We start from the raw sequence: 21,440 nt of genomic DNA, 5'->3' as shown, positions 1-21,440 counted from the left end.
GTCTGTGCCCGCCGGCAACTTGAAGCAGCCGATCTGCGCGCTCGATCGAATGGTCGATCAACCTTTCTCAGTCGTCTTGCCAGTCCTCTGCATGAAATCGAAATCGCAGCCCTCGTCGGCCTGCATGATGGTCTCGTTGAACAGCCAGGCATAACCGCGCCGCGCCTCCTCGGGTGCAGCGGCCGGCTTCAGCGCGGCGCGTCGGCGTTCCAGCTCGGCCGCATCGACCAGCAGCTCGATGCTGCGCTTGGCCACGTCCAAGCGGATCATGTCGCCGTTCTTCACCAGCGCCAGCGGCCCGCCGACCGCGGATTCCGGCGTGATGTGCAGGACGATGGTGCCGAAGGCGGTGCCGCTCATGCGTGCGTCCGAAATGCGCACCATGTCCTTGGTGCCGCCGCGCGCGAGCTTCTTCGGGATCGGAAGATAACCCGCCTCGGGCATCCCCGGCGCCCCCTTCGGGCCGGCATTGCGCAGCACCAGCACGTCGTCGGAGTTCACGTCGAGATCGGGGTCGTCGACCCGCAAGGTCATGTCCTCGACGGATTCAAACACGACGGCGCGCCCGGTGTGCTGCAATAACTTTGGGCTCGCGGCGGACTGCTTGATGACCGCGCCGCGCGGGGCGAGATTGCCGTGCAGGACGGCGAGGCCGCCCTCCTTCTTGATCGGATTGGTGCGCGGTCGGATCGCATCCTGACCGGGCACGTCCTCCGCATTCGCTGCGATCTCGCGCAGCGTCTGGCCCGTGATCGTCCTGGCGTCCAGATCGACGAGATCGCCAAGCTGCGCCAGCAATTTCGGCACGCCGCCGGCGTGGTGGAAATGCTCCATGTAGTGCTCGCCGGACGGCTTGAGATCGACCAGCACCGGCACCTCGCGGCCGATCTGGTCGAACACTTCGAGATCGAGCCGATGCGGCGAGCGATGCGCCATTGCCGTGAGATGGATCAGGCCGTTGGTCGAGCCGCCGATCGCCTGGAGCACGACCTGCGCATTCTTGAAGGAGGCCGGCGTCAACACGTCGCTCGGCTTCGGCCCCTTCGTCTTGGCCATCTCGGCGGCCACCTTGCCGCTCGCCTCGGCGAGGCGGAAACGCTCGGCGTGGGGCGCGGGGATCGTCGCGCTCATCGGCAGCGACAGGCCCATGGCCTCGATCATGCAGGCCATGGTCGAGGCCGTGCCCATCACCATGCAGGTGCCGACCGACGGCGCGAGACGGCCGTTCACCGCTTCGATCTCGGCATCGTCCATATCGCCGGCGCGATATTTCGCCCAGAGACGGCGGCAGTCGGTGCAGGCGCCCAGCACCTCGCCCTTGTGATGGCCGACCACCATGGGGCCGACCGGAATGACGACCGTGGGCAGATCGGCGCTGATCGCGGCCATCACCTGCGCGGGAAGAGTCTTGTCGCAGCCGCCGATCACGATCACCGCATCCATCGGCTGGGCGCGGATCATCTCCTCGGTGTCCATCGCCATCAAATTGCGCAGATACATCGAGGTCGGATGCGCAAAGCTCTCGGCAATCGAGATGGTCGGGAACACGAACGGCATCGCGCCGGACAGCATCACGCCGCGCTTGGCGGCCTCGATGATCTGCGGGACGTTGCCGTGGCAGGGGTTGTAGTCGCTATAGGTGTTGGTGATGCCGACGATCGGGCGCTCCAGCGCGTCATCGGAGTAGCCCATGGCCTTGATGAACGCCTTGCGCAGGAACAGCGAGAAGCCGGCATCGCCATAGCTCGTCAGACCCTTGCGCAATCCACTCGTCATCATGCCACTCCTTCGAAGTTGCCTTGTGGTACCGCGTGGGGTCGGATTGTCAATAAGATTGGCCGCACAGCTCCGATACGCGGGCAGCGAGGAGAGCATTCGCGGCAGATTATTGACAATTTGCACCGGCCCTGCTCCACAGAGCGAACCGGCCGGGCGCCGGAGGGCCGAGGGCATGTCCGACATTCACATCGCAGACAGCATGCCGGTCCGGCGCGAGGATCCGGACGAGGTGGTCGCTCGCCTGGAGGAGGATATCATCTTCGGCCGTCTCGCGCCGGGCGCGCGCCTGACCGAAGACGCGCTGATGTCGCGCTACGGCACCTCGCGCCACTTCGTGCGCCAGGCGCTGGTGGATGCGGAGCGGCGCGGCATCGTCCGCCGCGAGAAGAACGTTGGCGCCACCGTACGGCTCTACTCCGCGGACGAGGTCCGGCAGATCTACGAGGTCAGGGAGATGCTGACCCGGCAGGCAGCCTTGATGATTTCCCTGCCCGCGCCACAAGACCTGATCGACCAACTCGCTGCGCTGCAACGGCAATATTGCGCGAGGGCCGACGCGCAGGATCTGGGCGGCATCCACGAAGCCAACGACGCCTTCCACCTCGCGCTGTTCTCGGCCTGCGGCAATCCCTATCTGGTCCGCTCGCTCCAGGACTACATGAACCTGACGCTGCCAATGCGTGCGAAAAACCTCGCCGACCGTGACGGCCTCGCGCAGTCGCGGCGCCAGCACGAGATGATGATCGAGCTGCTGAGAGGCCGCGACAGCTGGGCGCTGGCGCAGCTGTGCGTGGATCACATGCAGGTCAGCAAGTCGGATTATCTGGCAAGGATTGCTGGCGACAGCTAATGCTGGCGCATGCACCGGTTGGCCCGCCGGCCCTGCAACGGCCGATGCGGAGAAGAATGAGCCACGCGTGGGGACGGAACCCGGCGAAACTCATCCAATATAATCCTCTGGTAGATGAAGACCAATAACGCAACCGATTAACGGGTTGTTAGATAACTCTATTTCAAATGGTCTCTGAAACACATAACAACCATGCCGGGTTCCACTTCCCGGAACGGTCCCATGAATGTACCTGGTTTCCTGATCGCAATGGCCTTCGGCGCAGCATTCTTCGCGGCGGAGTATGCGTGGTACTACCAGCCCGATTTCATCAACCCGGACGCCCTGATCAGCATGTTCTCCTCGGAACATCTGAAGGCGCGCGCAGCCGTCAAGCATGCGCTGATCGATCCGGACTCGGCCAAATTCAGTACATTGCATTCAGTCGAGGCCGGCGCGGCGAGGTATGTTTGCGGCGGCGTCAAAGCGAGGGACAAGTCCGGCCAGTTCATCGATGTCGCATTCGTCTACGCCGTGGCCATTGATTTTGCCCGCATCGACGACGACGGACGGATCACGCATCAGCGTTCGGGCTATAGACCCTGTCCCACCGAGGAGGACAAGGTCGCGCAGCAGCGGCCGGGTGTGTCGCCCGGCGTGGCGGCGGTCGTCAAAACCGTTCAAAAGGCCGCCCCCGACGTGCAGACGTCGGTTGCCCCCGCCCTGACGAAGCCTGCAGCTTCGGCGGGCGGATCGTCGTCCGGCGGCACGATAGAGCAGCAGGTCCGCGAGCTCGCCGCCAAGACCGTTCCCCCTGACGCTGCAAATGGACAGCCAAATCCACCCGCGAACCGAGGGGCTGCCAAGGAGACCGAGTGGCAAGCCGATCGGCCGCCGGCCGCGTGGCCCACATTCCCTCCGGATCACACGTTGGCGCGATCAACCAGGAAACGACCCCCGTCCGAAGCACTGGCCCTGGCGAAGGACGTCGAGGACCGCTGGAAGAAGGCGGTGTCATCGGCCGACAGCTCGCTGCGTCCTTCGCCGGAAGAGATCAACGAGGCATGCCGCGCATTGCTCACGATCGATTCGAAGGACGCCGACTATCCAAAAGCGTGGGCTGCGTTTGCGCGACTGCAAAAGATAAGTCGGGACATTGCCAGCGGCTGATGTCGGCCGACGCGTTTCGCGCGGCGCCGGGCGCACAAAGACCGTTCAATACCGTCGCAGCAGACCGCGATCCACGCCGGCATCGCCGTAGCCAGCGCAGGCCTTTGTCGGGTTCTTGATCAAGTCCGCCCGGACGCGCCTGAACGTCTTGCTGGCCGCGTCGGACACCTCGGGGCGGAATTTGCCGGGATCGTAGCTCTCGCCGTCACGGGCCTTGATGGCCGCAGCATAGGCGTCGATCATGGCCATCGCGGCCTCGGGGCTGCCGAGAAGCCGGGCGCCGAGTTGAACGCCGCCGCTACCATCGACCTCGTAACCGTCGCATCGCTGCTCCAGCACGACGGATGCGGTGACGAGCTGGTCGAGAAATGTCGCTTCGGCATCGCTGAGCGTTGCGGCACGCGTCGGCCCTGACATGCTCACCGCGAGCATCGCGACGGCTGGCAGCTTGATCAACTTGGGCGACCAGACCATGCGGATCGATCAGGCGCGGCCCTGACGCCCCATGACAAGCCCGTACAGAAATAGCAGGATGATCGCGCCGACCACGCTTCCAATGAAGCCGGCGCCCTCCCCGAACCGATACCATCCCACGGCTTGACCGAGCCAGCTCGCAACGAACGCACCGACGATTCCCAGAATCGTCGTTAGAATGAACCCCTGGGGCTCGGATTTGTCGCCAGGCATGATGAACTTCGCGACCACTCCAACGATAAATCCGATGATAATCGTCCAAAGGATGCCCATTTCCATCGCTCCATTCGGTCAATTCGCCATCAACATCTCAAAGAATGCATGCGTGATCGTTTGAAGAGCCAGTCAATCCCCGAGGCAACGTTGATCTAGATCAATGGGAAGAAGCGGTCAGACCGAAAGCTGAAGTCTGCTGTTCCTGTGCGGAAAGGCGCTCAAGGGGCTCCGCAACGCGAAGCGGATCAGTGCATGGCGATCATCGGCGAGATCACCCACACGACGACCTACCGCTATGCGAAGGCGGTGACGTTCGGCACGCACCGCGCCATGTTCTTGCCGCGGCGGGGCGCCTCGATCCGGCTGCTTCGCTGGTCCGCATCGACCAGCCTGCCATCAACGGTGCATTGGGTTACCGACTCCCGCTCCAACGCCGTGACGGTGATGGAGTTCAGCGAACCCGGCAGCGAGCTGACATTCACGTTCAAGGTCCGTGGCATCTATTTCGGCATCAAGGGTCTCGAGGCGTTTCCGCTGGAGCATCGGGCCGAGGAAGTCCCAGTGCAGTATACGCCGGATGAGTGGACCGACCTTGCCGGTTACCTGCGTCCGCATACCGACGATGCAGACGGCAGCCATGCGGCGTGGACCAAGAGCTTCGTTGCCGGCGATCAGGATCGGACCGGGGACGTCCTGCGCCGGATGCTCGACATGTTTCGCAGCGAGTTCAGCTATCGCGGGAGGGATGCGGAAGGCACCCAGTCTCCGGGTGAAACGCTGCGCACGAAGTCAGGCACCTGCCGGGACTTCGCCTGGCTGATGATCGAGACGTTGCGCCGCCTCGGCTTTGCCGCCCGCTTCGTCAGCGGCTATCTCTACGATGCGGCGCTCGACGGCGGCGCCGTGGGCATGACCGGCTCCGGTGCGACCCACGCCTGGGTGCAGGTGTTTCTGCCCGGCGCCGGCTGGCTGGATTACGATCCCACCAACAGCCTGAGCGCCGGCTTCGACCTCATCCCGGTGGCCATTGCACGGCATCCGGGCCAAGCCGTGCCGCTGGCCGGCTCGTGGTTCGGCGATCCCGGCGATTACCAGGGCATGTCAATCAACGTCTCCGTCAACAAGATCGGCGAAATGCTCGATCCTTCGGAGGCATAGGGCGCAGGCCTGGCGGTCGCTGACCATGGTGTCTCATCGCAACAACACAAGGGGTTATGGGCCGCTCGACGCCGCTGCCGTCCCGTTCGAGATTCTGAAGGGCAGGATCAGGCAGCTTTACGAAGGCGACACGTTCGGCTGCATCAGATTTCGATACGCCCTGCTCGCGCTCGATGTCGTCACGGTTCTCTTTATCATCGCAACCTCGTTCCTGCCGCGGACCAGGGCCATCGAGGCGCTCGACGTCGTGTTCGGCATTCTCATCCTTGCGGACTTCTCCGCACGGATGATCATCAGCCGTCAGCCGCTGCGTGAGCTCATGCGGCTGTCGACCTGGACCGACATCGTCGTCATCATTTCGTTCCTTGCGCCCCTCGCCGGAGAGGCCGGCGGGTTCCTGCGCGCGTTTCGCACGTTGCGGCTGTTGAGCGACTACCAGATGGTGGCGCGGCTAAGAGTCGACAGCGCCTTCTTTCAGCGAAACGAGGAAGTCGTCTTTGCCGTCGCGAACCTCGGCGTATTCATCTTCGTGATGACAGGTGTCGTCTACGAGACCCAGAGGTCCCACAATCAACAGATCGCCAACTACGCGGATGCGCTCTACTTCACGGTCACCGCGCTGACCACGACCGGGTTCGGCGACATCACCTTGCCCGGGACAGCCGGACGCCTGATCACCGTCGTCATCATGATCTTCGGCGTAACCCTGTTCCTGAACCTCGCCAAGGCGCTGCTCGCACCTTCCAAGGTGCGCTTTCCCTGCCCGGTCTGCGCCCTTCAGCGCCATGACGTCGACGCGGTGCATTGCAAGGCCTGCGGGACGATATTGAACATTCCCGACGAGGGATTGGACTAGGGCCGCGATGGGCTTCCCTCAGCCGCAACCGGAGCGAGGGGCCGTCACGCCCTATCGCTTCTTCCAATCGATGATGCGGCCCGGGTCGGCGTCGAACTCCATGCTGCAGAACGTGCCGCCCTGATAATAGTCGCCGACCGGATCCGGCTTCAGCTTGGCCTGCTCGGCCATCGCGTGCTCGCGGAAATCCTCGGCGCGCCCCGAGGGGCGATAGCCGAACTCGTAGGCGCGGTGGTTGTCCCACCAGGCGCGCTCGTTGTGCGAGGCGCCGTAGAAGACCTCGAAATGGATGTCGGGATGTTCGAGCCCGATGCGGCAGAGCTGCACGAGGTCGTCGGGCTTGAGCCAGATCGAGAGCCGGCGCTGGTCGAGGGGCATGTCGCCGAAATTGCCGATGCGCAGGCACGTCACCTTCAGCCCATGCTTGTCGGCGTAAAGCGCGCCGACGGCCTCGCCGAACACCTTGCTGACGCCGTAGCGACCGTCGGGACGCGGGGTGACGTCGGTGCCGATCTTGTGGTGGCGCGGATAGAAGCCGACGGCGTGGTTCGAAGAGGCGAACACCACGCGCTTGACGCCCTTGCGGTACGCGGCCTCGAACAGATTGTAGCCGCCGATGATGTTGGCCTGGAGGATCTGATCCCAGGTGCCTTCGACCGAATAGCCGCCGAAATGGATGATACCGTCGACGCCCTCGCAGATCGCCTCGCATTGCGCGAGATCGGCGAGGTCCGCCGCCTTGAATTTTTCGTTCGCGCCGAGATCGGCCGGCGGCTTGATGTCGGAGAGCAGGAGATCGGGGTAGATCGGCGGCAGCAGTTTTCGCAGGCTCGTGCCGATTCCGCCCGAAGCTCCCGTCATCAAAATACGCGGCATGTCGTCCCTCGCCTGTGGTGACCGATTTGCGGTGCTAGATATCTGATGCTAGCAGACTTGGACAGAGGGAACGCAACAACGAGAAGCGCACATGAACGATGCATCGTCCCGTAACCAAGGCTGGCGGCCGGCGACCTATTACCCCGATCCCGCGATAAAGGCACTCGATCCCCGCTTCGAAAAATACTGGCTGAAGCTTTCGGCGGTGGAGCGGCTGGCGACCGGCCTGCGCTGGGCGGAAGGCCCGGTGTGGTTCGGTGACGGACGCTATCTCCTGTGCAGCGACATCCCGAACCAGCGCATCGTCAAGTGGGAGGAGGAAACCGGGGCGGTCAGCGTGTTCCGCAAGCCTTCCAATTTCGCCAACGGCAACACCAGGGATCGCCAGGGCCGGCTCGTCACCTGCGAGCATGGCGGCCGCCGCGTGGTACGCACCGAATATGACGGCAGCATCACCGTGCTGATGGATCAATTCAACGGCAAGCGATTGAACTCACCGAACGATGTCGTTGTTAAATCGGACGGCTCGATCTGGTTCACCGATCCGACCTTCGGCCTGCTCGGCAATTACGAGGGCTACACCGCAGAGCCCGAGATCGAGCCCAACGTCTACCGGCTCGATCCCGCGACCGGCAAGGCGACCATCGTCGCCGAAGGCGTGCTGGGGCCGAACGGGCTTTGCTTCTCGCCTGACGAAAAGATCCTCTATGTCGTGGAATCGCGCGGGGTGCCGAACCGCAAGATCCTCGCCTATGACGTCTCGGCGGACGGTACCGCGATCTCCAACAAGCGCGTCCACATCGACGCAGGCCCGGGCACGCCAGACGGCATGCGCTGCGACATCGACGGCAATCTGTGGTGCGGCTGGGGCATGGGCGATCCCGAGCTCGACGGCGTCGTCGTGTTCGCGCCCGACGGCGTCATGATCGGCCGCATCGCCCTGCCCGAGCGCTGCGCCAATCTCTGCTTCGGCGGCGTCAAGCGCAACCGCCTGTTCATGGCTGCGAGCCAATCGATCTACGCGCTGTATGTGAACACGCAGGGGGCGCTGGGAGGATAGTCCCTCCGCAAGCGACGGTCCCGTAGGGTGGGCAAAGCGAACAATGCCCACCACTTCTTGTTCGTCGCGCAATGGTGGGCACGTCGCTTCGCTCCTTCGCCCACCCTACGAAATCCCCCTCCGTCATTGCGAGGAGCGAAGCGACGAAGCAATCCAGACTGTCGCCGTGGAGGGACTCTGGATTGCTCCGCTTCGCTCGCAATGACGAGCAAAACAAAAAGCGCCGGAGCGGTTGCCCGCTCCGGCGTGATGTTCGTTCAATCGCTAAAGCTTACGCCGCGTTGAAGCCGGCAACCGCCTTCACTTCGAGGAAATCCTCGAGGCCGTACTTGCCCCACTCGCGGCCGTTGCCGGACTGCTTGTAGCCGCCGAACGGCGCGGTGCGGTCGTTGGGCACGCCCTGGAGGTTGACGTTGCCAGCGCGTATCTGCCGGCCGACGCGCTTGGCGTCCTCGACCGAAGCGCCCGTGACGTAGCCCGCAAGACCATAGGGCGTGTCGTTGGCGATCTGCACGGCATCGGTTTCGTCCTTGGCGCCGATGATGGTGAGCACCGGCCCGAAGATCTCTTCACGGGCGATCGTCATCTCGGGGGTGACGTCGGCGAAGATGGTCGGACGGACATAGAAGCCCTTGTTGACGCCTTCGGGAAGGCCCGGGCCGCCGGCGACGAGCGTTGCGCCCTCATCGATGCCCTTCTTGATCAGTGCCTGGATCTTGTCCCACTGGCCGCGGTTGACCACGGGACCGATCGTGGTGCCTTCGCCGCGGGGATCACCGGCCTTGGTCTTGTCGGCGACCGCCTTCGCGATGGCAGCGACTTCCTTCATCTTCGTGGCCGGCACGATCATGCGCGAGGGCGCGTTGCAGGACTGGCCGGAGTTGTTGAACATGTGCATCACGCCGCCTGTCACCGCCTTCGTGAGGTCGGCGCCTTCGAGGATGACGTTCGGCGACTTGCCGCCGAGCTCCTGGCTGACGCGCTTCACGGTCGGCGCGGCGCGCTTGGCAACGTCGATGCCGGCGCGGGTGGAGCCGGTGAAGGAAATCATGTCGATGTCGGGATGCTCGCTCATGGCGGCGCCGACCTCGGGGCCGAGACCGTTGACGAGGTTGAACACGCCCTTCGGCACGCCGGCTTCGTGGAGGATTTCCGCGAAGATCAGCGCCGAGGTCGGGGTAAACTCCGACGGCTTCAGGATCATGGTGCAGCCGGCGGCGAGCGCGGGCGCGACCTTGCAGGCGATCTGGTTCAGTGGCCAGTTCCAGGGCGTGATCATGCCGACCACGCCGATCGGCTCGCGCAGCACCATGGCGGTGCCGACCGGCTCCTCGAAATGATAGTTCTTGAGCACGTCGAGCGTGGTCATGAGATGGCCAAGACCGGCGCCGGCCTGGAGCTTTTCGGCCATCGGCAGCGGCGCGCCCATCTCGTCGGAGACGGCAGCGCCGATCTCCTTGAGGCGGCCCTTGTAGACCTCGATGACTTTCGTGAGCAGCGCGACGCGCTCGTCGCGGCTGGTCTGCGAGAAGGTCGTAAAGGCACGTTTGGCGGCGGCAACCGCCTTGTCCACGTCGGCCTTGGAGCCCAGCGCAACCTCGTACATCGCCTCTTCCGTCGCCGGATTGACCACGGCGGTGGACTTCTTGACGGCGGGATCGACCCAGGCGCCGTCGATGTAGAATTGCATGCGATTGACCATCGGTAACCTCTTCTTGGGGGCTTGGAGGGGGGCGTTTCGGCAGGCATCCTTGCACGAAAGCGCCGGCAGTTGAACCCGCCATATGCGGGGCCAGCGTTGCGGCGGACGCGCGGAATATGGGACGCGATTTGAGGCGAGGCAAGCGGCCATGGGCCCCGGCTCAGCGTCGCGCCATTTCATGCCGCGCCGCGTCCGGGGCACAAGATTATAACGAGTCCAAACGCGCTCACGTGCCCCGGAACGCAGCGCAGCGCATTTTCAGCGGTGTGCCGCAGAGCCGGGGCGCACGCGGCGGTTACCGCGACTACACCGCCATCTTCCGATGCAGCACCGGCGCGCCGGTGGTGAGGCTTTCGGCCGCATCGATGATGGCGTTGGCGTCGATGCCGTAGTGCCGGTACAGGTCAGCGATCGTGCCGGTCTGGCCGAACTGCTCGACCCCGAGCGCCTCGACGCGGTGGCCGCGGACGCTGCCGAGCCAGCCGAGCGCGGAGGGATGGCCGTCGATCACGGTCACGATGCCGCAGTCGCGCGGCAACGGCGCCAGCAGTTTCTCGATGTGGCTGAGATGCTGCACGCCGCGGCGATCGCGCCGCAATTTCCGCGCGGCGGTCCACCCCGCATGCAGGCGGTCGGCCGAGGTGATCGCGAGCAAGCCGATGTCGCGGCGGCTCTCGCCGATGAAGCCGGTCGCTTCGATCGCTTCCGGTGCGACGGCACCGGTATAAGCGATCACGACCTCGGCATTCGGGCCCGGCTTGCGCAGCCAATAGGCGCCGTCGGTGATGCCCTGCCTCAGCTCCGGGGTCATGATCCGCTGCGCCTGTTCGATGCTGCGCGTGGAGAGGCGCAAATAGACCGAGCCGCCCTCCCCGGGGTCGCGCTGCATGTGCTCGAAGCCGAAAGCCATGATCACGGCGAGCTCGTCGACGAAGGCCGGCTCGAACGAGGCAAGCCCATCCTGCGCCATGCCGATCAACGGCGTCGCGATCGACTGGTGCGCGCCGCCCTCCGGCGCGAGCGTGATGCCCGACGGCGTTGCCGCCACCATGAAGCGCGCATCCTGGTAGCAGGCATAGTTCAGCGCATCGAGGCCGCGCTCGATGAAGGGATCGTAGAGCGTGCCGACGGGCAACAGCCGCTCGCCGTTGATCTGGTGCGACAGGCCGAGCGCCGAGAGCATGATGAACAGGTTCATCTCGGCAATGCCGAGCTCGAGATGCTGCCCTTTTGGCGAGGCATCCCAATTGTAGGTGGATGGAATTTTCTCGCTGCGGAATAAATCTGCCTTCGCTGCATGTGCAAACAGGCCGCGACGGTTCACCCAGGGACCGAGATTGGTGGAGACGGTGACGTCGGGCGAGGTCGTGACGATGCGCTTTGCCAGCTCGCTGTCGCTGCGCGCGATCTCATTCAGCACGAGGCCAAAGCCCTGCTGGGTCGACATCTGCGGCGACGGCTTGAACGCAAGCTGCAGCGGCACCTCGACGACCGGCGCGCTCAGGCGGCGGCCGTCCCGGTTGAACGGCACACGCGCGAGAAAGGCGTCCAGCTCGGAGGGATCCTGGGTCAGCCCTTCGAACTTGTCCCATTCGTGGCCGGGGCGGATGTTCTGGCTGTCGCGATACTTCTCCATTTGCGCGACCGTCATCAGGCCAGCGTGGTTGTCCTTGTGGCCCTGGAACGGCAAGCCGACGCCCTTGATGGTGTAGGCGATGAAGCAGACCGGGCGATCGTGATCGATGGATTCGAAGGCCTCCAGCATGCTCGCCATGTCGTGGCCGCCGAGATTCGACATCAGCGCGAGGAGCTCGTCGTCGCTGCGCTTGTCGATCAGCTTGGTGATCGGGCCCTGATCGCCGATCTCGTCGTGAAGATGTTTGCGAAAGGCCGCGCCGCCCTGGAAGCACAGCGCGGCGTAGAGCGCGTTCGGGCAATTGTCGATCCAGGTCTTGAGCGCCTCGCCGCCCGCTTCCGCAAATGCCTCGCGCATCAGGCGGCCGTATTTCACGATGACGACGTCCCAGCCGAAATTGCGGAACATGGTCTCGAACTTTTCCCAGAGCCCTTCGCGCACGACGGCGTCGAGCGACTGGCGGTTGTAGTCGACTACCCACCAGGTGTTGCGCAGGCCGTGCTTCCAGCCTTCCGCGAGGGCTTCGAAGATGTTGCCCTCGTCCATTTCGGCATCGCCGACCAGGGCGATCATCCGCCCTTCGCGGCGATCCTTCATCCAGCCATGCGCCTTGACGTAGTCCTGCACCACCGAGGCGAACAGCGTCTGCGCGACGCCGAGGCCGACCGAGCCGGTGGAGAAATCGACGTCGTCGACGTCCTTGGTGCGCGAAGGATAGGATTGCGCGCCCTTGAAGCCGCGAAAATTCTCCAGCTTCTCGCGGCTCTGTCGGCCGAACAGATACTGGATGGCGTGAAACACCGGGCTCGCATGCGGCTTCACCGCGACGCGATCCTCCGGTCTCAGCACGTGGAAATACAGCGCCGACATGATGGTGGCGAGCGAAGCGGACGATGCCTGATGGCCGCCGACCTTGAGGCCGTCCGCGCTCGGGCGGACGTGGTTGGCATGGTGGATGGTCCAGGACGACAGCCACAACGCCTTGCGGCTGAGGGCGGTCAATGTGTCCAGACGGACGGAATCGACGGGCATGGGGCTGCTCCGGAATCTGATCCGTCGATCATACGCCTGCGGAAGGCGCCAGATATCTCAATTTCTTGCAACATCCCCGTGATGATTGGGATAGTTTACCAACATGCTCGCAATAATGCAGGTTCCATCCCAATGCCCAGCCTCGACGCCATCGACCGGAAGATCCTCAGCCACCTCCAGACCGACAGCCGCATGACCATGCAGGAGCTCGCCGACAAGGTCGGACTGTCGGTCTCACCCTGCCATCGCCGGGTCAAGCTTCTGGAGGAGCGCGGCGTCATCTCGCGCTACATCGCCACCGTCGACCAGAAGGCACTGGGGCTGCATGTCAGCGTGTTCATCTCGATCAAGCTGGCGCGGCAGAAGGAGGAGGACCTCAACCGCTTCGCGCGCGCGATCTCGAAATGGGACGAGGTGCTGGAGTGCTATCTGATGACCGGTAACCGCGACTACCTGCTCCGCGTCGTCGCGGCCGACCTCGCCTCCTACGAAACTTTCCTCAAGACCAAGCTGACGCGGCTCGACGGCATCGCCTCGATCGAATCCAGCTTTGCGCTGAGCCAGGTGAAGTACTCGATCGCGCTGCCGGTGTGACCTGCTTCGGCGGGGTCGCGGGCTGTCACATGGACGCAACAAAGCCCGCCGATGGTCGTTGGTAACACTGGCACCCCAGCCGAGAGAAGAAGCCCATGACCGCACCCGACCGCACCTCCCAAACCGCCAAGCGCGAGCGCATGATCCAGGAAATGGCCGACGACCTCGACGAGGAGCTGGAGATGGAGCTCGATGACACCAGGCTCGACGAGCTCCTGGACGAGACCGACACGCCGGGCCCGACGGTCGATCGCAGGCTCTATTTCCGCGAGCTGCTCCGGCTTCAGGGCGAGCTGGTCAAGCTCCAGGACTGGGTGCAGAGCGAGCGCAGGAAGGTGGTGGTGTTGTTCGAGGGCCGCGATTCCGCCGGCAAGGGCGGCGTCATCAAGCGCATCACCCAGCGCCTCAATCCCCGCATCTGCCGCGTCGCCGCGCTGCCGGCCCCGAGCGAGCGCGAGCGCACGCAATGGTACTTCCAGCGTTACGTCGCGCACCTGCCGGCCGGCGGCGAGATCGTGCTGTTCGACCGCAGCTGGTACAACCGCGCCGGCGTCGAGCGCGTGATGGGCTTCTGCTCGGAGGAGGAGTACCAGGAGTTCTTCAAGACGGTGCCCGAGTTCGAGCGGATGCTGATCCGCTCCGGCATCATCCTGGTCAAATACTGGTTCTCGATCACCGACGACGAGCAGCAGTTCCGCTTCACCATGCGCATCAAGGATCCGCTCAAGCAGTGGAAGCTGAGCCCGATGGACGTCGAGGCGCGCAGCCGCTGGGAGGCGTACACAAAGGCCAAGGAGACGATGCTTGAGCACACCCACCTGCCGGACTCACCGTGGTGGATCGTCGATGCCGTCGACAAGAAGCGCGCCCGACTCAACTGCATCGCGCATCTGCTGACCCAGATCCCGTACGAAGAGGTCGTTCGCGCGCCGGTGATGCTGCCGCCGCGCGTCCGCAACCCCGACTATCAGCGCGGCCCGGTTCCGCCGGAGATGTACGTGCCGGCGAAGTATTGAGCGAGGTCTCGTAGGGTGGGCAAAGCGTAGCGTGCCCACCATTCTCACCGCGAACGCGGACGCATGGTGGGCACGGCGCTACGCGCCTTTGCCCACCCTACGAAGGTACGAAGCGAAAATCACCGCCACGGCTGCACGATGATCTTGGTGTGGGTTTCAGGATTGGCAAGATCGGCGAACGCCTTTGCGACACCGTCGATGCCCACTTCGGCCGTCACCATCGCAGCCGCATCCACCTGCCCTTCCGCGATCAGGCGCAGTGAGCCTGCGAATTCGTCCGGCGTGTAGCCCAGCACGTATTGGACGTTGAGCTCCTTCATGATGCCGAGCATCGGCTCGCTTTTGTCGGTCTCCATGCAGACGCCGACCACCACGATGCGCGCGTCACGCGGTGCGCCTTCGAACACCTGCTGCAGCAGGCCGGGCACGCCGACACATTCGAAGATGATCGCGGGCTTCAGCGCCGGGAGCATGGCCTGGAACGGCGGCCGCGCCGCCTTCTCGGCGTCCGACATCTGCGCGTGCTCGGCCCAGGTCGCATAGGGCTGCGACACCCTGGGATCGACGACAATGTCGGCGCCGAGCCTGGCCGCGAGCGCGCGCCGTGCCGGCGAATAGTCGGCGGCGACGATCGGATGCAGCCCCTTGAGCTTCAGCGCCGCGATCACCGCGAGCCCGACCGGGCCGCAGCCGATCACGAGCGGCACCTCGCCGCCACTGATGTTTGCCTTGGCGACCGCGTGAACGCCGACGGCGAGCGGCTCGGTCAGGGCGGCGTGTTCCGGCGCAAGACCATTCGGCACTTCGAGCAGCAGCGGCTCGCTCAAGATCATCTGCTCGGCATAGCCGCCGACGAAATCATTGGAATAGCCGATGCCCTTGATACCCTCCGGCGTCAGCAACGCGGGCAGCGAGCAGACATGCGTCCCGGGCTTGAGCCTGCGTTCGGTGCCGGGACCATAGTCGACGACCTCGCAGCAGAACTCATGGCCGAACACGACGTCGCGCGACAGATCCATCGGCGTGCGCCCGCTCTTGCGCGCCATCTCCACCATGCGGTGGGCATGCTGGCGCGCGTGCAGATCGGAGCCGCAGATGCCGCAGGCGAGCGTCTTGACCAGCACCTGACCGGGGCCCGGCGTCGGCTCCGCCATCCGGTCGACGATGATCTCACCGTTCCTGAAAATCGCAGCGCGCATCCGGCCCTCCCCTTGGTGTCGGAGCCATTGATAGCACGAGGCGGGACGCGCGAACTTGCGTCAGGGGTTCGGGGAACGCTCTTCCAGCACCAGCAGCTGGGCGCGGCGCACCCGCTCGCGGTGGGCGATGTAGAGACCGCTGGCGACGATGAAGGCGGCGCCCGTGATGGTCCAGATATCCGGCAGCTCGCCGAAGATGAAGAAACCGAGAATGCTGACCCACAGCAACTGCGTGTAGGAGAACGGCGCCAGCACCGAGGCATCGCCGTAGCGATAGGCGAGCACGACGATCCACTGCCCGACGGTCGAGGCAACACCGATCAGGATGCCGAACCCGATCGAGCTCCAGCTCGGCGTCACCCAGACGAACGGCACCATCAGGCTCATAATCGCGAAGCCCGTGAGCGCGGAGTAAGCCATCGTGGTAACCACGGCTTCACGACCGCTCATCATGCGCGTCATGATCAACGCCGCAGCCCAGCAGAACGCAGAGACGATCGGAAAGAACGCGGCAACGTGAAACGCGCTCGAGCCGGGACGAATGATGATGATCACACCGATCAGGCCGATTGCGGTCGCGATCCAGCGGCGCATGCCGACCTTCTCGCTCAGAAAGATGATCGAGAGCGCCGTGACAAACAGCGGCGAGACGAAGCCGGTTGCGGAGGCTTCCGCAATGGGGAGAAAGCTCAAGCCCGTGATGAAGAACAGCGAAGAGCCGAGCAGCGCCGTGCCGCGCATCAACTGAAGGCCGAGACGTTCGGTCCGCATCGCATGCAGCGGCGAGCCGGGCAGCATCACCGGCGTGAACATCAGCGCGAAGGTGGCCATGCGGATCCAGGTGATCTCGATCGACGGCAGGCTCGACGACAGATATTTCGAAGTGACGTCGGAGCAACCGAGGAAGATCGTCGACAGCAACACAAGCGCGATGCCCTTGAAGGGATGATCGACGCGCGCAGGCGCGCGGCGAGCCTCCTGCTTCTTCTCCGGCACGGCGGGCATGGGAATACTGTCGAGCCTTGCGGCTGCGGCGGGCGGCGGTGTCACGGCTGGAACCCGGGAAAATGCGAATCGAGAACGATCGTAAAAAACGACAATTGCGCCGCTTTCACAACTTCCGAAAACAGGATGCCGATATGCGCGAGCCGCCGCGCGCGTCAATACTCCATTAATAATAGGCGTTTGCGCTCTAGAGCATGGGTAGGCTGCGCGGCTTGGGCCCGCGCGGAAACGCCGCATTGAGCGCCGAAATCTCGTCTTTTGTCAGCACGACATCGCCCGCCGCCGCATTCTCGGCGGCGTGTTCCGCCGACGATGCCTTCGGGATCGCGAACACCGTAGTTGCACGGGTAAGGAAGCTCAGCGCGACCTGGCGCGGCGTCACGCGACGGGCCTCCGCGATGCGCCCGAGGACGGCGCCGCCCTGGCTACGCGCATCCGGGAAATCGTCATGGCCGAACGGCGAATAGGCGACCACGGCGACACCATGACGCTCGCACCAGGGGATCACTGCATGCTCGATTGCGCGCTCCTTGAGATGATAGAGCACCTGATTGCAGGCGATGCGACCATCGCCCGCGACGCCGATAATATCGTCGAGATCGTCGGCATCGAAATTGGAGACACCCCAGGACTTGATCTTGCCGGATTTCACCAGGTCCTCGAACGCGGCGACGGTGTCTTCCAGCGGACAGGAGCCGCGCCAGTGCAGAAGGTAGCAGTCGAGGCGATCGGTCTTCAGCCGCTTCAGCGAACGCTCGCAAGCCGTGATCGTGCCGCGGCGCGAGGCGTTGCTCGGCAACACTTTTGAAACGAGGAATACCTCGTCGCGCCGGTCCGCGATGGCATCGGCAATGACGAGCTCGGCATCGCCGTACATCTCGGCGGTGTCGATGTGAGTCATGCCGAGGTCGAGCCCGCGCTGAAGCGCGGCGATCGCGCGCTTGCGATCGCCGTGATCGAGATACCAGGTGCCCTGCCCGATGACGGAAACGTTGGCGCCGGACCTGCCGAACGGATTTTTGTTCATCTCTGCTCCGCTACGTCTATTTTGTTCAGGCAACCGTCATCAAGCTCAAGAGTTCAGTCCGCTGATGTCGGCCACCAGCACGCTGCCGGTCGACGAATCCGTGATATAGAGGCGATCCTTGTTTTCGCCACCGATCGCGACATTGGTGCAATTCGGTCCCGCGCACGACTTGATCCGCGCGATCAGTTCGCCGTTCGGCGCGAACACGAAGACATGGCCGAGCGAGGCGTGGCCGACGAAGAGGCGGCCTTTGGCATCCATGGTCATGCCGTCGGGGCCGCTGGTGCCGAACAACGAGCAGAAGCGTCCGACCTTCGACACGCTGCCGTCCTTCATGAAAGGCAGCCGCCACACCGCATTGTCGCGCGTCATGGCGACGAACAGCACGGTCTCGGTCGGGTCGAGCACCAGGCCGTTCGGGCTGATGCCGGTATCGATCAGGCAATCGAGGCGGCCGTTCGATGCCAAGCGATAGACCCGGCCACTCGGATCATGCAGGCCGGTCTGGCCCTGATCGGTGAAATAGATGTCGCCGCTGGAAGCGAGATGCAGATCGTTGCAGCCGCGAAACGATTCCGAATTGCGCGCAGTCAGGATCGGCTTGATGCGGCCGGCTTCGGCGTCGAGCTCCATGATGCCGTGCATGTAATCGGCGACCAGGATGCGGCCGTCGGGGGCGATCTTCAGCCCGTTCGGCCAACCCTCATATTCGATGACCTGCGACCACTCGCCAGCAGGCGCAATGCGGAAGATGCGGCCGAAAGGAATGTCGACGATGTAGAGATTGCCGTCCTTGTCGAAGGACGGCCCCTCGATGAAGCTGTCGGTGGCAATGCCCGGCCGGTTGGCGTCGGCCCAATCCGTCCGCACGCCCTTGCGGCGGAACTTGTCGGGCATGGTGGAGAAGACCTTGGTTTCGATCAGGCGCGGAGGCGTTTCCAGGTACATCATTGTTATGGTTGTTTGGGGGGAGAGCGCGGCACCATAGGCCACAATCGTCGGCGCGTCGATTGGCACGGGCGGCATGGCTGTGTCGGGTGGCATTCGCCACGCCACACATGCGGTCGTCGTCCCGGCGAAGAGAGTTCTTACCCCACCACGCTCGCGACCTTGGCCTGCGTCACCGGCACGTCCGTCGTCGCGATCAGGCGCTTCAGCTCGGGGATGCAGGAGCCGCAATTGGTGCCGGCCTTGAGCTTGGCACCGATCTCGGCCGCGGTATGCGCGCCTGCCGCGATGGTATCGCAGATGGTGCCGCGACCGACGCCGAAGCAGGCGCACACGATGGGCCCGGTCGAGGCTGCACCCTCGATCGACTTGCCCGACAGCAGCATGCGGCGCTGCTCGTCGGTGACGTGATCGGCCGCGAAGGCGCTTCTGACCACTTCCCAATCGCCGGCATCATGCCCTGGGCCAACGAACAGGCAGGCCTCGATGCGATCGCCCGCGAACGAAGCCGCACGATAGATGCCGCCGCCGAAATCGCGATATTCGGCGACGTCCTCGCCGGCAACGCCGTCGAGCCAAGCCGGCCAACGCGACAGATCGCCGTTGTCGGCAAAGAGATAGCCGAAGCCGCCGGCGACCGTGACGCGGGTCCACAACAGGTTCGGCGGCAGATCGAGCTGCTTGCGCGACAGGGCAAAACCGCGGAAGACATATTCGTAAGGCGCGATCGCGGCCGGCGTCGCCTTGGCCTCGGGCTGCCCCGAGAACGGATCGGTGAACGACTGCACCAGCGCACCGACGCGGCCATGCGAGGCATTCATCGCGCTCCAGTGGATCGGCACGAACAGCGCGCCGCGCTGCTGGCGGTCGCTCACGACGACCTTCAGGATGCACTGGCCGTAATCGGTAGTGATGCGGGCGTAGCCGTCGTGAACGATGCCGTACTTGCTGGCATCATCGGGATGGATCTCGACGAACGGTTCGGGCAGATGCGCGCCCAGCCGCTGGCTGAGGCCGGTGCGCGTCATGGTGTGCCATTGGTCGCGGATGCGTCCGGTGTTGAGCCTGAGGGGACGCGATGCCCCGGTCTCGCCGCGCAACGCCGGCACCTCCGGCGCGACGAAGCGGCCCTTGCCGTCATTGGTGAAGAAGCCGCCATTCGCGAAGAAGCGCGCGCCCGGCGCCGCGCCTTCCCGCACCGGCCACTGCACCGGCTTCAACGCGTCGAACGCTTCGTCAGACAGCGAGGTCATCGCGCCGATGTCGAAGTCGCGGCTGCCGTCGTTCTCGAATGCCGAGAGCGATGCATGCTCGCGGAAAATGTCCGCCGCGGATTTGTAGTTGAAGCTGTCGCCGAAGCCGAGGCGCTTTGCGGTCTCGCTCAGGATCCACCAGTCGGGGCGGGCCTCGCCCGGCGCCGGCAGGAACGAACGCTGGCGCGAGATGCGCCGTTCGGAATTGGTCACCGTGCCCGACTTCTCGCCCCAGGCCAGCGCCGGCAGCAGCACATGCGGCCCCGCCTCCACCGTGTCGTTGGACAGCACGTTCTCGGACACCACGAACAGCTCGAGCTTCTTCAGCGCCTCGCGCACGAAATCGGCATCGGGCAGCGACACCGCCGGGTTGGTGCCCATCACCCAGAGCGCCTTGACCTCGCCGCGGTTGATGGCCTCGAACAATTGCACCGCCTTCAACCCCTCATGGGTGGCGATGCGCGGCGCCTTCCAGAACCGCCTGACACGATCGATGTCGGGCGGCGTGAAACCCATATGGGCGGCGAGCATATTGGCGAGGCCGCCGACCTCGCGGCCGCCCATGGCGTTGGGCTGGCCGGTGAGCGAGAACGGCGAGGCGCCGGGCTTGCCGATGCGCCCGGTGGCGAGATGGCAGTTCAGGATCGCGTTGACCTTGTCGGTGCCCTGCGCCGACTGGTTGACTCCCTGCGAATAGAGCGTGACGACCCGCGACGTATCGCGGAACATCTTGAAGAAAGTGGCGACATTCTGCTCCGAGAGGCCCGTGGCCAGCGCGGTCGCGCTGGCGCTGCCGGCGATGTTGCGCGCGCGTGCCAGCGCGTCGTCGAAACCCGACGTGTTCTGCGCGATATAGGCCTGGTCCAGCGCGCCATTGTCGGCGAGATGGACGAGCAGGCCGGAGAACAGCGCGGTATCGGTCCCGGGCTTGAGCCCGAGGAACAGATCGACGTCATCGGCGGTGTCGGTGCGGCGCGGATCGATCACGATCATGCGTGCGCCGCGCTCCCCACGGTTCTTCAGCATGCGCTGGAACAATACGGGGTGGCACCAGGCCGCATTCGAGCCGACGAAGACGAGCAGATCGGCCTGGTCGAGATCGTCGTAGCAGCCGGGCACGGTGTCGGCGCCGAAGGCGCGGCGGTGGCCGGCGACCGAGGACGACATGCAGAGCCGCGAATTGGTGTCGACATTGGCGGTGCCGACAAAGCCCTTCATCAGCTTGTTGGCGACGTAATAATCCTCGGTCAGCAGCTGGCCGGAGAGATAGAAGGCCACGGCGTCGGCGCCGTCGCGTGCCACGATGTGCTGCATGCGATGGGCGACGTGGTCCAGCGCATCGCTCCAGGCGACGCGCTCCAGCACGCCCTTGCAGCGGATCATCGGATACAGCAAACGGCCTTCCAGTCCGACGGTCTCGCCGAGCGCAGAGCCCTTGGAGCACAGCCGGCCGAAATTGGCGGGATGATCGGGGTCGCCGGCGATCGCCGCGCCACCCTTGCCGTCGGGTGTCGCCAGCACGCCGCAGCCGACGCCGCAATAGGGACAGGTCGTCTTGGTGGCGCGGAGCGTAGGGTCGATCGCCGTCATATCGAGCTGCCTTATCAAGC

General features: G+C 64.5%; 18 protein-coding genes. 7 read left to right on the top strand and 11 right to left on the bottom strand.

Annotated elements, in window-relative coordinates; all coding sequences use genetic code 11:
* Window positions 1–57: 57 nt before the first annotated feature.
* A complete protein-coding gene (locus HAP40_RS12020) occupies window positions 58–1,776 on the bottom strand; it encodes an IlvD/Edd family dehydratase (protein WP_166817602.1) in 1,719 nt (572 codons plus the stop codon).
* Between the two features lie 175 nt (window positions 1,777–1,951).
* On the opposite strand from HAP40_RS12020, the gene HAP40_RS12015 reads away from it, so the two are divergent.
* Window positions 1,952–2,629 carry a GntR family transcriptional regulator gene (locus HAP40_RS12015; RefSeq protein WP_166817603.1) on the top strand — a complete coding sequence of 226 codons (678 nt, stop codon included), beginning with the start codon at window positions 1,952–1,954 and terminating at the stop codon, window positions 2,627–2,629.
* A gap of 222 nt (window positions 2,630–2,851) precedes the next feature.
* Window positions 2,852–3,778, top strand: a complete 927-nt coding sequence (locus HAP40_RS12010; protein WP_166817604.1) for a hypothetical protein — start codon at window positions 2,852–2,854, stop codon at window positions 3,776–3,778.
* 45 nt (window positions 3,779–3,823) lie between these two features.
* Here the strand turns inward: HAP40_RS12010 and HAP40_RS12005 are convergent, their stop codons facing one another.
* Complete coding sequence (locus HAP40_RS12005; RefSeq protein WP_166817605.1) at window positions 3,824–4,252, bottom strand: hypothetical protein; 429 nt, start codon at window positions 4,250–4,252, stop codon at window positions 3,824–3,826.
* Between the two features lie 9 nt (window positions 4,253–4,261).
* Window positions 4,262–4,525: a GlsB/YeaQ/YmgE family stress response membrane protein gene (locus HAP40_RS12000; protein ID WP_166819536.1), complete on the bottom strand. Its 264-nt coding sequence runs from the start codon at window positions 4,523–4,525 to the stop codon at window positions 4,262–4,264.
* Between the two features lie 195 nt (window positions 4,526–4,720).
* Here HAP40_RS12000 and HAP40_RS11995 point away from each other — a divergent pair, with 195 nt between their 5' ends.
* Both HAP40_RS11995 and HAP40_RS11990 read left to right on the top strand, forming a co-directional pair.
* Window positions 4,721–5,626 (top strand): transglutaminase family protein, encoded by a 906-nt coding sequence (locus HAP40_RS11995; RefSeq protein WP_166817606.1) that lies wholly within the window; start codon window positions 4,721–4,723, stop codon window positions 5,624–5,626.
* A 25-nt stretch (window positions 5,627–5,651) separates the two neighbouring features.
* Entirely contained in the window at window positions 5,652–6,482 is an 831-nt protein-coding gene (locus tag HAP40_RS11990; protein ID WP_208024785.1) for a potassium channel family protein, read from the top strand.
* A 51-nt stretch (window positions 6,483–6,533) separates the two neighbouring features.
* Here HAP40_RS11990 and HAP40_RS11985 read toward each other — a convergent pair whose 3' ends face one another.
* A complete protein-coding gene (locus HAP40_RS11985; protein WP_166817607.1) occupies window positions 6,534–7,358 on the bottom strand; it encodes an NAD-dependent epimerase/dehydratase family protein in 825 nt (274 codons plus the stop codon).
* 91 nt (window positions 7,359–7,449) lie between these two features.
* Between HAP40_RS11985 and HAP40_RS11980 the strand changes: the two genes are divergently transcribed.
* Window positions 7,450–8,418, top strand: a complete 969-nt coding sequence (locus tag HAP40_RS11980) for an SMP-30/gluconolactonase/LRE family protein (RefSeq protein WP_166817608.1) — start codon at window positions 7,450–7,452, stop codon at window positions 8,416–8,418.
* A 271-nt stretch (window positions 8,419–8,689) separates the two neighbouring features.
* Here HAP40_RS11980 and HAP40_RS11975 read toward each other — a convergent pair whose 3' ends face one another.
* Window positions 8,690–10,120, bottom strand: coding sequence for an aldehyde dehydrogenase family protein (locus HAP40_RS11975; RefSeq protein ID WP_166817609.1), 1,431 nt, complete (start codon window positions 10,118–10,120; stop codon window positions 8,690–8,692).
* 304 nt (window positions 10,121–10,424) lie between these two features.
* On the bottom strand, window positions 10,425–12,788 hold the full coding sequence (locus HAP40_RS11970) for a transketolase (protein WP_166817610.1): 2,364 nt from the start codon (window positions 12,786–12,788) through the stop codon (window positions 10,425–10,427).
* 132 nt (window positions 12,789–12,920) lie between these two features.
* Between HAP40_RS11970 and HAP40_RS11965 the strand changes: the two genes are divergently transcribed.
* Window positions 12,921–13,382 (top strand): Lrp/AsnC family transcriptional regulator, encoded by a 462-nt coding sequence (locus HAP40_RS11965; RefSeq protein WP_166817611.1) that lies wholly within the window; start codon window positions 12,921–12,923, stop codon window positions 13,380–13,382.
* 95 nt (window positions 13,383–13,477) lie between these two features.
* Window positions 13,478–14,398: a polyphosphate kinase 2 gene (gene ppk2, locus HAP40_RS11960; RefSeq protein ID WP_166817612.1), complete on the top strand. Its 921-nt coding sequence runs from the start codon at window positions 13,478–13,480 to the stop codon at window positions 14,396–14,398.
* Between the two features lie 119 nt (window positions 14,399–14,517).
* On the opposite strand, the gene HAP40_RS11955 is transcribed toward ppk2, so the two are convergent.
* The 5 genes from HAP40_RS11955 to HAP40_RS11935 form a co-directional block, all read right to left on the bottom strand.
* Window positions 14,518–15,597 (bottom strand): zinc-binding dehydrogenase, encoded by a 1,080-nt coding sequence (locus HAP40_RS11955; protein ID WP_166817613.1) that lies wholly within the window; start codon window positions 15,595–15,597, stop codon window positions 14,518–14,520.
* A 60-nt stretch (window positions 15,598–15,657) separates the two neighbouring features.
* Complete coding sequence (locus HAP40_RS11950; protein WP_166819538.1) at window positions 15,658–16,602, bottom strand: DMT family transporter; 945 nt, start codon at window positions 16,600–16,602, stop codon at window positions 15,658–15,660.
* Between the two features lie 187 nt (window positions 16,603–16,789).
* On the bottom strand, window positions 16,790–17,629 hold the full coding sequence (locus HAP40_RS11945) for an aldo/keto reductase (protein WP_166817614.1): 840 nt from the start codon (window positions 17,627–17,629) through the stop codon (window positions 16,790–16,792).
* A 45-nt stretch (window positions 17,630–17,674) separates the two neighbouring features.
* Window positions 17,675–18,577, bottom strand: coding sequence for an SMP-30/gluconolactonase/LRE family protein (locus HAP40_RS11940; protein ID WP_166819539.1), 903 nt, complete (start codon window positions 18,575–18,577; stop codon window positions 17,675–17,677).
* A 140-nt stretch (window positions 18,578–18,717) separates the two neighbouring features.
* Window positions 18,718–21,420 (bottom strand): nitrate reductase, encoded by a 2,703-nt coding sequence (locus HAP40_RS11935; RefSeq protein WP_166817615.1) that lies wholly within the window; start codon window positions 21,418–21,420, stop codon window positions 18,718–18,720.
* Between the last annotated feature and the right edge of the window lie 20 nt (window positions 21,421–21,440).

Source organism: Bradyrhizobium sp. 1(2017) (assembly GCF_011602485.2).
GTDB lineage: Bacteria > Pseudomonadota > Alphaproteobacteria > Rhizobiales > Xanthobacteraceae > Bradyrhizobium.
Note: the sequence above shows the minus strand (reverse complement) of the source record. Positions and strands in the feature narration are given on the sequence as shown.